Below are 9,468 nucleotides of genomic sequence, written 5' to 3'. Positions count from 1 at the left end.
CACGCCAAACCAGTCCTCCCCCCCCCCCCCCAACGGGTCCGTGCCTAACCCCGCCCGCCCCCCCCCCCCCCCCCCCCCCCCGGGGGGGGGGGGGGCCCCCCCCCCCCCCCAACGCCACATTGGGTGCGCTCACCGCAACCGACGCCACATTGGGGTGGTCGGGTCAGTCGTCGGCGACCTGGGCGATCAGGCGGTCCAGCTCGGCCAGCTCCGCCGACGACAGCGCGAGCATCGACTTCGGCGGCTCCCCCAGGATGCGCTCGGCCTGGGCCGCGGCCACGGCGCCGGGGGCCGTGACGGTGACGACGCGGCTGCGCCGGTCCTCGGGGTGCGGTTCGCGCAGCACGAGGCCGCGGCGGACGAGCTCGTCCACGACGTGCGTGGTGTAGGGCCGGTCGGTGTTGAGCTGCTCGCTCAGCTCGCTCATCGTCAGCGCCCGGGCCGCGACCCGGCGCAGCGCCTTGATCTTGATGAAGCTCATGCCGAGCGCTTCGCACACTTCACGCTTGCGTTCGTGGCGGTCGAGCACCAGCGCGCGCACGCGGGCCCACACGCGGGTGGCGACCTCGAGGTCGGACTCCGTGCCCATGTCAGGCCCGGACCAGTCCCGAGTCGGCTTCCTCTTCGACGCCCACGCGCCGCGCCGTGGCGTACGCCCAGCGCGTGGTGGTCACCAGCCCCAGCACGAGCACCAGCAACCCGCAGCCGCCGATGATCCACCAGCCGGCGTGGCTGGCTGCCGCGAGGCCGCCGGCGAACGGGCCGTGCACGCGAGCGGTGACGACCGCGCCGATCACCGCCACGCCCAGCGACGTGCCGACCTGGCGGCTCGTCGAGGCGATCGCGGCGGCGACCCCGGCCTGCGAGCGCGGCATGCCGGACACCGCCGCGTAGGTGATCGGGGCGTTGACCAGGCCGAACCCGATGCCGAACACGACGTAGGCGATGATCAGCCGCCACAGCGGTGTGGTCGAGGACAGGTCGAGCATCAGCAGCGCGCCGATCACGGTGCCGATCCCCGCGCCCACCAGCGGCAGCCGCGCGCCGCGGGTGCCCACGAGCCGGCCGGAGATGGGCGCGCAGATCGCGCACATGATGGCCATCGGCAGCGTGAGCAGGCCCGCGTGCAGGGCGCTGAAGCCGCGGGTGTCCTGCAGGTAGAGCGAGTTGAGGAAGAGGAACCCGGCCATCGCCGCGATGCCGGACACCGCCGTGAGCGTGGCGCCGGAGAACGGTGCGCTGCGGAAGAACCGCGGCTCCAGCAGCGGGTCTCGCCGCCTTCGTTCGTACGGCACGAACACGGCCACCGAGACCAGGGCGAGCACGAACGCGACGAGGATCTGCGGCGAGCCGTACCCGGCGTCGCGGCCCTCGATGATGCCGTAGGTCAACCCGGCGAGGAACACGATCACCAGCAGCTGGCCCACCGGGTCGATCCGGCGCGGCCGCGGCGCGCGCGACTCCGGCACGAACACCGCGGTGAGCACGACCGCCGCGATGACGACCGGCACGTTGATCCAGAAGATCGAGCGCCAGCCGGCCGCGCCCACGAGAAGCCCGCCCAGCACCGGACCCACGGCCATGGACAACCCCATGGTGGCGCCCCACATGCCGATCGCGCGCCCGCGCTCCTTCGGGTCCGTGAACGTGTTGGTGACGATCGACATCGCCACCGGGTTGAGCATCGACCCGCCGATGGCCTGCAGCGCGCGGAACGCGATGAGCAGGCCCACGCTCGGCGCGAGACCGCACAGCAGCGAGCCGACGCCGAAGAGCACGAGGCCCGTCTGGAACGTGCGCCGCCGCCCGAGCCGGTCGGCCGTCGAGCCCGACAGCATGAGCAGGCTCGCGAGCACGAGCGTGTACGCGTCGATCGTCCACTGCAGGCTCGACACGGACGCGCCGAGATCGTGCTGGATGGAGGGCAGCGCCAGGTTCACGATCGTGTTGTCGAGCCCGACGATGAACAGGCTCATGCAGCAGACCGCCAGCACGATCTGGCGCCGCCGACGGCTGAGCTCCGGCACGGTACCCCTTCACACAAGGTAGTTGTAGAATCCTAACATTTAGCACACTACAACTAACTGTCCGCGCCTACCGCCGAACGCGGTACAGCTCACGCCGCATTGCGGTCAGCCGGGGAACATCTTCGTAAGCCGGGCGAGGGTCTTCTCGATGCCGTCGGCGTTGCGCTTCGGGAAGCCCATCAGCTCGATCGCCAGCGGCGAGGCCGCGGTGGAGTAGTCGAACGTCTCGGTCACGGTGGTCTTGCCCTCGCCGGCCGGCTCCAGCAGCCAGCGCCAGCGGTGACCCACGAAGTGGCGCCACGCGATGAGCCGGTTCTCCTCGAACTCCACCACGGTGTTGCTGATCCGGTACGGCGCGCCCAGTTTCATGTCCATCCCGAACTTTGCGCCGAGCGAGAGCCGGGAAGGGGCGCCGTCGCGGCCGCGGCGGACCGTGCCGGAACCGTCGATCAGCGGGTGGTTGGCGGGATCGGCGAGCAGGTCGAACAGCTGCTCGGGTGACGCGGCGACGACCGCGGTGCGCGAGATCTGGCGGGTGCCCATGCCCGGTGAGCCTAGGGCTCGGCCGGTGCGCCCACGATTCGAACGCGGGGCGGGAAGGTGGAGATCACCCGGGTGCCACGGGTGCGGGTGTGGCACCCGGGTGATCGCCGGTGCCGGTGCCGGTGGCTCGGTCCGGTGCCCCCCGACGAGCCGTGCGGTGCCGACCTCGGCGAAGCCGTCACCGAGGCGGTGACTGCTTCAGAACCACCGTCCGCTCGCCGAGCGGCGCGGCGAGCGCGACGGAGATGTAGGGGTAACGCAGGTCCATCGTGCACATCTGACCGGTCTGCGCCTTGGTCTCGCTCAGGTCCAGCACCACGTGCTGCGCGGTCTGCTCGATCGCCTCGCCGAGGGCGTGGCCGCAGCCGCCCTCTTCGGCGCGGACGTTGATGATCGTGCCGCCGTTGGCGGTGTAGACCTCGTGCGGGAAGCCCGACGGCAGTGCCTTCGCGTCGACCTTGTCCGCGGGCACCGGCGTGCTGCCGGCCGGCACCTCGAGCCGGGACCGGCCCGGCGGGTTGGGCGGCGGCTTCGGCACCGACGACGGCGAGGTCGAGATGCTGCCGCTCGGTGCCGCGGAATCGCCTCCGGACGCGGGGTTCGTGGCCATGGTCGCCTGGGCGCCGCAGGCTGTCACCGTGGCGAGGATCAAGCCCGTGCCGACCAGCTTCGTCAAGTACCTCATGCATCAAGGACGGAACACGGACCGCATCCGGTTGCATCCGCTCACGGACCGGGGCGCAGCACCAGCTTCCGGCCGCCGAGCGGTTCGGCCAGCGGCACGGGCAGCGAGATCTCGCGTACGTGCATGGGGCACATCTGGCCGTGGGGCGCCTTGGTGACCGTGACGATCACGACGGCCTGCTGCGCGGTCTGCTCGCCGGCGGCGGCCGTGATGTGGTCGCAGCCGCCCTCTTCGGCGTGGATCACCACGACCTTGCCGCCCTGCGCGAGCGTCACGTCGTGGGGGTAGCCGGCGGGCAGCGCCGACGCGTCGAGCTGGCCGGCGGCGGGTGCCGTGTCACCGGGCGCGGTGCCCTGCGTCGGCCGGCTCTGCGGCGGGCCGGACGGGGACGGCAGCGGCATCGGCGGGGGCAGCGTGGGTGACGACGGCACCGACGGCGTCGTCGGAGACGGCATGGTTGAAGTCGGCGCGGTTGAAGTCGGCGCCGCGCTGGACGGGCCCGGTCCCGCCGGCGCGGCCCCTCCGCCGCACGCCGCGGCCGAAAGCAGCAGAACGCTCACACCCAGGACTTTCACCGTTGTCCGCATACCGTGCGGACGGAATCCGGGCCGGGGTGGTTGCACGGGCGGGGCAGAAACTTCAGTCGAGCACGTCCGGCAGGTCGCGCACGGAGTCCAGCACGTGCGTCGCCCCGGCCTCGGTGAGCTCGGCGCGCGTGCCGGCGCCGGTCAGCACCCCCGCCACCACGCGCGCGCCCGCGGACAACCCGGTGCGCACGTCCGACGGCGTATCCCCGGCGACGGCGACGTTGTGCACGTCGGTGACGCCCAGGCGCAGCACCGCCGTCAGCACGAGGTCCGGGTACGGGCGCCCGCGCCGGCCCTCGCCCGGGGCGAGGGTGAGGTCGGCGAGGTCGCGCCAGCCCAGCGCCTCGAGGATCGCCTGCTGCGTCACGGCCGCGAAGCCGGTGGTCAGCGCGACTTTCACGCCGCCGTGGCGCAGGCCACGGATCACGTCCTCCGCGCCGGGCACGGGCTTGCACTCCCCCGCCGCGACGAGCTCGGCATAGGCGCGTTCGAACTCCGCGTTGGCGCGCTGCGCGAGGTCCTCGACCGGCAGCAGGGCACGGAAGACGGTGATCTTCGACTGGCCCATGGTGGCGTTCACGTGCGCGAGCATCGCCGGGAACCGATCGTCGGATTCGGGCACTCCGGCAGCACCGATCGCCGCGGTGAAGGCGCGCACCACGAGCCCGTCGTCGACGACGGTGGTGCCGGCGAGGTCCAGCACGACCAGCTCGGTCGTCACAGGCCCAGCTCCCGCGCGGTGTCCTCGGCGATCGCGGGCGAGCACGTCATGCCGCGCCCGCCGGGGCCGGTGACGAGGAAAGCGTTGTCCGCCAAGCGTTCCCGGTGCACGATCGCGGCCGGGTCGAGGGCCTGGGCGTACACGCCGGCCCAGCGGCGGCGGATGCGCGGCAGCGGCCGGCCCAGCAGCGCGCCGGCGACCTCGGCGAGGTGCTCGTACGGGTCTTCGGTGACGTCGAAGCCGAAGGGCTGGTCGTACTCGTGCGTGTCGCCGATGGTGAGCGAGCCGTCGAGGCGCTGGACCATGAGCAGCTGCATGGCGTGGGCGGCGGCGACGTCACCCTGGGGCTGGGTGCGGCCGAGCTCGGCCAGCGCGTCGCTGCGGAAGGCCGGGTAGTAGCGGAAGCTGTCGGCGTCGGCGACGCTCGTGGTCAGCGTTTCGCCGAGGGGTTCGGTCTGCGCCATCTGCAGCCGCACGCGGCGCACGGGGATTTCCCCGGCGAGCTCGCGGACGAGTCCGCCGAGCCACGCGCCGGTGCAGAAGATCGTGACGTCGCCTTCGTGGCGGTCACCGTGGTCGTCGGTGACGCCGGTGTCGGTCAGCGTGCGGACTTCGCGGCCGGGCAGCCAGGTGTAGCGGCCGGTCTTCTGCAGCACCGCGCGCAGGGCGGGCTGGGCGGTGCGGGGTTCGACGGCCGCGTCGCGCTCGCACCACAGCGCAGCCGTGAAGTCGCCGCGCAGCGCGGGGTTCAGCCGGCGGGTCTCGGCCGGGGTGAGGAGCTCGAAACCGCGCTCGGCCGCGTCGGCCTTCGTGGTCGCGGCTTCGGCGACGGCGCGCTCGGCTTCGGTGCGCAGGACCGTGAGCGAGCCGTTGGCGCGGAAGCCCAGCGCCGGCGTCTGCTCGGCGATCGTCTGCCACAGCTCGCGGGCGCGCAACGCGGTGGTGAGCTCCGGGCCGTCCGCGCGGCCACTGACCCAGACGAGACCGAAGTTGCGCACGGACGCGCCGCGCGCTTCGGGCTCGCGTTCGAGGTGGACGACGTCGTGGCCGCGGTGGATCGCCTGCCACGCGTGCATGGTGCCGAGGACGCCGCCACCGACGATGAGGATTCGCACGAGCGCCACGGTCGTTCAGCGGTGGGAATGGGGAGTTTCGCGGTGGGGAACGGAGAGTGAAGATGTGGGGTGGAGTGACTCGGGGTTGTTTGTCCCGGGGCTGTTTGCGTCAGCGCGGTTTCCCTCAGAGGCGTCCGCTGGCGACGAACACCGCGACGGCGAGGATGAGGGCGTTGACGGTGACGTTGCGCCACTCCGCGGCCTTGTGCTGCACGATCGCGAGCCGCGCGTGCATGGCCATCGCCCCGATCATCACCACGACCAGGCCGACGGCGGCCCAGCCCGTCAGGCTCGGCGCGACGCCCGTGAGCTGGGGCAGGATCAATCCGACCACGGCGATGAGCTCGCAGATCGCGGTGAACCGCACCACCGGCAGCGGGTAGGCGGCGGCGCCGGTCTGGCCCGTTTCGAGCATGCGTTCGCGCGACATCGTGGACTTGAGCGAACCGGACAGGGCGAAGAGCAGGGCCAGGACGATCTGCCCGGCCCAGAGTACGGCGTTCACGGGGTCTCCCTTCGAATGGCGGTCGCGGGGGGAACGAGGGAGAGCCGCGAGGTGTGACACAGGGATTTCGGCGCCGCGCTGTGGTTGGCTGTCGCTGCCCGCACCCGGTGAAAGGAACCCACCATGCCGCTCGCCCGCCGGCTGGGGCTGACCGATGCCGTGTTCCTCGGGCTCGGGTCGATGGTCGGCGCGGGGGTGTTCGCGGCGTTCGCGCCGGCGGCCGGCGCCGCGGGGGCCGGGTTGCTGCCCGCGTTGGGGATCGCCGCGGTGGTCGCCTTCTGCAACGCGACGTCGTCGGCGCGGCTGGCGGCGCGGCACCCGGAGTCGGGCGGCACGTACGTGTATGGGCGGGCGCGGCTCGGTGAGTTCTGGGGGTACCTCGCGGGCTGGGGGTTCGTCACCGGCAAGACGGCGAGCTGTGCGGCGATGACGTTGACGGTCGTGGCGTACGCGGCGCCCGGGGTGGGGCAGCCGTGGCGGGCGGTGATCGCGGTCGGGGTCGTGGCGGCCGTGACGGGGGTCAACTGCCTCGGGGTGCACCGGTCGGCGCTGGCGACGCGGGTGATCGTGGTGATCACACTGGTGGTGTTGGCGGTGGCGGTCGGGAGCGCGACGTCGGGCGGGTTCGTGGCCGAGCCGTTCACGCCGTTCGACGGTGGCGGGGTGCTGACGGCGGCGGGGCTGCTGTTCTTCGCGTTCGCCGGATACGCGCGCCTGGCCACGCTCGGGGAGGAGGTACGGGACCCCGCGCGGACCATTCCGCGGGCCATCCCGCTCGCTCTCGGGCTGACGCTGGTGGTCTACGCCGTGGTCGCCGTCGCGTTGCTGCTCACGCTCGGGCCGCAACGGCTGGCGGCGAGCCCGGACCCGATCGCGGAGGCGGCCGCGCCGTGGCTCTCACCGGTCGTGCGGGCCGGCGCGACGCTGGCGTCGCTGGGCTCGTTGCTGGCGCTCGTGCTCGGTGTCTCGCGCACGACGCTGGCGATGGCCCGTGACGGGTACCTGCCGCGCGGGCTCGCCGTGGTGCACCCGCGGTTCGAGGTGCCGCAGCGGGCGGAACTGGCGGTCGGCGTGGTGGTGGCCGTGCTCGCCACGACGGTGGATCTCCGTGGGGCGATCGGGTTTTCGTCGTTCGCGGTGCTGGCGTACTACGCGATCGCCAACGCGGCGGCGTTGCGGCTGCGGGCGGACGAGAACCCGGCGCCGCGGTTCGTCGCCGTGCTGGGGCTCGCGGGGTGCGCGGTGCTGGCGTTCAGCCTGCCGTGGCCTTCGGTGGTGGCGGGGTGCGCGGCGCTGGCGCTCGGGGCGCTGGCCTACGCCGTGCGGAGGCGAACTGCCCGGCACTGAACCGGTTCTGTGGCACGAGGGGACCGTTCGCCCGAAAGATCCGAAGAAAGTCGGTTGTCCGGTTGACCGGGGTCTGGTGTAGTCGAGTCATCACTCCCCGTATCCCCGTTCCCTTGTGGACACCGGAAGGACGGATTCCCGCATGACCTTCAAGAGACGGTTCACCCTGCTCGGAAAAGCTCTCGTCGGCGTCACGGCGCTGGCCGCCGCGGTCGGACTCGCGACCCCCGCCGTGGCCGGCCCGCCGCCATCGACGAACGGCACCCAGGTGGTGGGCGGCAGCCGGGCAGCGCAAGGCGAGTTCCCTTGGATGGTAAGGCTTTCCATGGGCTGCGGCGGCGCGCTGTACACGCCGCAGATCGTGCTCACCGCCGCCCACTGCGTCACGCGCACCGGCTCGAACTCCTCGATCACGGCGACGCTCGGCGTGGTCGACTTGCAGAGCTCCAGCGCGAAGAAGGTGCGCTCCAGCTATGTCTACCGCTCAACCACGTACGACACGACCGGCGGTGACTGGGCGCTGATCAAGCTCGCGAGCCCCGTCTCCGGCGTCCCGACGCTGCCGCTCGCGTCCAGCGCTTCCCTGAACACCGGCACGTTCACCATCGCGGGCTGGGGCGCCGCGACCGAGGGCGGCGCGCAACAGCGTTACCTGCTGAAGGCCCAGGTGCCCTTCGTCAGCGACTCGACGTGCAAAGCCCAGGGCGGCGACTACTCCGGCCTCATCGCCAACGCGGAAATCTGCGCGGGCAACGTCTCCGCCGGCGGCGTCGACACCTGCCAAGGCGACTCCGGCGGCCCCCTGTTCCGCCGCGACACCGCCGGCGACTGGGTCCAGGTCGGCATCACGAGCTGGGGCACCGGCTGCGCCCGCGCCCACGCACCCGGCGTGTACACCGAGGTGACCACCTTCGCCAGCGCAATCGCCTCGGCGGCTTCGAAGATCTGACTCGCCTGACGGAGACGGCGTGCCGCCGAGGCGGTGCGCCGTTCTCCGGCGCTTCGAGACCAGACCGCTTCAGCGCGTCTTGTCTAGTCGTGCCAACGTTTCCTCGTGGCCGCTCACCAGGTCCGCCATCACGTCGGCCACCGGGCGGACGCGGTCCATACGGCCGACGATCTGGCCGACCGGCATCGAGACCACCGTCGGGTCGTCCGCGGCGTGGATGCGGTTGTGTTGCCGCGAGCACGGGCACCCGCGCGCCGACGGCGTCGACGATCTCCGGCACCAGCACCATCGACGCGATCTCGCCGGTGTGCCCGCCGGCCTCGTATCCTTGCGCCACCACGAGATCCACGCCGCGCGCGACGTGGCGGGCCGCGTGCTCACCCTTGCCCGCGAGCGCCGCCACGGGCACGCCGGCGGCGTGCGCGCGCTCGATCACGTCTTCGGGCGGCGAGCCCAGCGCGTTGGCGATGAGGCTGATGCGGTGCTTGAGCGCGACGTCCACATGGGACCGCGCCACCGAGTGGAGCCAGCCGAGCACGCCGGCGCGTTCGTCGGTGTCGTCGGGCAGCGGGGGCACGGCGAGATCGCGCAGCACTTTGTCGACAAAGGACCGATGCGCGTCGGGGATGAGCTTGGTGAGGTCGACCTGGGTGCCCTCGGCGGGGATCTTCGCGGGCATCACGATGTCGACACCGTACGGCTTTCCGCCGGTGTTCTCGTCCATCCAGGACAGCACGGCGTCGAGCTCGGCGGCGTCGTTGAACCGCACGCAGCCGAGCACGCCGAGGCCGCCCGCGCGGCTGATCGCGGCGGCGACGTGCTCCGACGGCGTGAAGCCGACGATCGGCAGCTCGATGCCCAGCCGGTCGCAGAGGGGAGTCCGCATGCGCACTCCTAAGGGATGTCTCGTAACCCGGTGTGGGTCTGGTTGCCTGGATAGTTGATCATGTTGTGGTGCAGGTGATCTCGGCGTCGCGGTCGGAGTGGCT

The 9,468-nt window shown here is 72.3% G+C and carries 10 protein-coding genes and 1 pseudogene; 2 read left to right on the top strand and 9 right to left on the bottom strand.

What is annotated here, in order from left to right:
• Window positions 1-163: 163 nt before the first annotated feature.
• The 8 genes from ACFY1H_RS45165 to ACFY1H_RS45130 all read right to left on the bottom strand — a co-directional run bounded on the left by ACFY1H_RS45165 (window position 164) and on the right by ACFY1H_RS45130 (window position 6,183).
• Window positions 164-589: a MarR family winged helix-turn-helix transcriptional regulator gene (locus ACFY1H_RS45165; RefSeq protein ID WP_386956229.1), complete on the bottom strand. Its 426-nt coding sequence runs from the start codon at window positions 587-589 to the stop codon at window positions 164-166.
• A 1-nt stretch (window position 590) separates the two neighbouring features.
• The gene (locus tag ACFY1H_RS45160) at window positions 591-2,027 is read right to left on the bottom strand and encodes an MFS transporter (protein WP_366583376.1); all 1,437 of its coding nucleotides are present in this window, start codon (window positions 2,025-2,027) and stop codon (window positions 591-593) included.
• Between the two features lie 105 nt (window positions 2,028-2,132).
• On the bottom strand, window positions 2,133-2,570 hold the full coding sequence (locus tag ACFY1H_RS45155) for an SRPBCC family protein (protein ID WP_386956228.1): 438 nt from the start codon (window positions 2,568-2,570) through the stop codon (window positions 2,133-2,135).
• Between the two features lie 178 nt (window positions 2,571-2,748).
• Window positions 2,749-3,255 (bottom strand): hypothetical protein, encoded by a 507-nt coding sequence (locus tag ACFY1H_RS45150; protein ID WP_366583378.1) that lies wholly within the window; start codon window positions 3,253-3,255, stop codon window positions 2,749-2,751.
• A gap of 41 nt (window positions 3,256-3,296) precedes the next feature.
• The gene (locus tag ACFY1H_RS45145) at window positions 3,297-3,710 is read right to left on the bottom strand and encodes a hypothetical protein (protein WP_386956227.1); all 414 of its coding nucleotides are present in this window, start codon (window positions 3,708-3,710) and stop codon (window positions 3,297-3,299) included.
• A 184-nt stretch (window positions 3,711-3,894) separates the two neighbouring features.
• The gene (locus ACFY1H_RS45140) at window positions 3,895-4,563 is read right to left on the bottom strand and encodes a phosphonatase-like hydrolase (protein ID WP_386956226.1); all 669 of its coding nucleotides are present in this window, start codon (window positions 4,561-4,563) and stop codon (window positions 3,895-3,897) included.
• Entirely contained in the window at window positions 4,560-5,678 is a 1,119-nt protein-coding gene (locus tag ACFY1H_RS45135; RefSeq protein WP_386956225.1) for a TIGR03364 family FAD-dependent oxidoreductase, read from the bottom strand. Before ACFY1H_RS45135 ends, ACFY1H_RS45140 begins: the two co-directional genes overlap by 4 nt.
• 124 nt (window positions 5,679-5,802) lie before the next feature.
• The gene (locus ACFY1H_RS45130; protein WP_386956224.1) at window positions 5,803-6,183 is read right to left on the bottom strand and encodes a DoxX family protein; all 381 of its coding nucleotides are present in this window, start codon (window positions 6,181-6,183) and stop codon (window positions 5,803-5,805) included.
• A gap of 123 nt (window positions 6,184-6,306) precedes the next feature.
• On the opposite strand from ACFY1H_RS45130, the gene ACFY1H_RS45125 reads away from it, so the two are divergent.
• Window positions 6,307-7,530, top strand: coding sequence for an APC family permease (locus ACFY1H_RS45125; RefSeq protein ID WP_386956223.1), 1,224 nt, complete (start codon window positions 6,307-6,309; stop codon window positions 7,528-7,530).
• Window positions 7,531-7,672: 142 nt separating this feature from the next.
• Window positions 7,673-8,479, top strand: coding sequence for a S1 family peptidase (locus ACFY1H_RS45120; protein ID WP_386956222.1), 807 nt, complete (start codon window positions 7,673-7,675; stop codon window positions 8,477-8,479).
• A 69-nt stretch (window positions 8,480-8,548) separates the two neighbouring features.
• On the opposite strand, the pseudogene ACFY1H_RS45115 reads toward ACFY1H_RS45120, so the two are convergent.
• A pseudogene (locus tag ACFY1H_RS45115) lies at window positions 8,549-9,365 on the bottom strand (nitronate monooxygenase).
• Window positions 9,366-9,468: the final 103 nt, after the last annotated feature.

Origin of the sequence: Amycolatopsis sp. NPDC001319, from assembly GCF_042896185.1 — a bacterium.
Lineage (GTDB): Bacteria > Actinomycetota > Actinomycetes > Mycobacteriales > Pseudonocardiaceae > Amycolatopsis.
The sequence above is the reverse complement of the archived record's forward strand: the minus strand, read 5'-3'. Positions and strand labels throughout refer to the sequence as shown.

Coding starts and splice junctions, on each gene's coding strand:
- ACFY1H_RS45165 (WP_386956229.1), bottom strand. CDS start 589: ATGGGCACGGAGTCCGACCTCGAGGTCGCCACCCGCGTGTGGGCCCGC.
- ACFY1H_RS45155 (WP_386956228.1), bottom strand. CDS start 2,570: ATGGGCACCCGCCAGATCTCGCGCACCGCGGTCGTCGCCGCGTCACCC.
- ACFY1H_RS45150 (WP_366583378.1), bottom strand. CDS start 3,255: ATGAGGTACTTGACGAAGCTGGTCGGCACGGGCTTGATCCTCGCCACG.
- ACFY1H_RS45145 (WP_386956227.1), bottom strand. CDS start 3,710: ATGCCGTCTCCGACGACGCCGTCGGTGCCGTCGTCACCCACGCTGCCC.
- ACFY1H_RS45125 (WP_386956223.1), top strand. CDS start 6,307: ATGCCGCTCGCCCGCCGGCTGGGGCTGACCGATGCCGTGTTCCTCGGG.
- ACFY1H_RS45120 (WP_386956222.1), top strand. CDS start 7,673: ATGACCTTCAAGAGACGGTTCACCCTGCTCGGAAAAGCTCTCGTCGGC.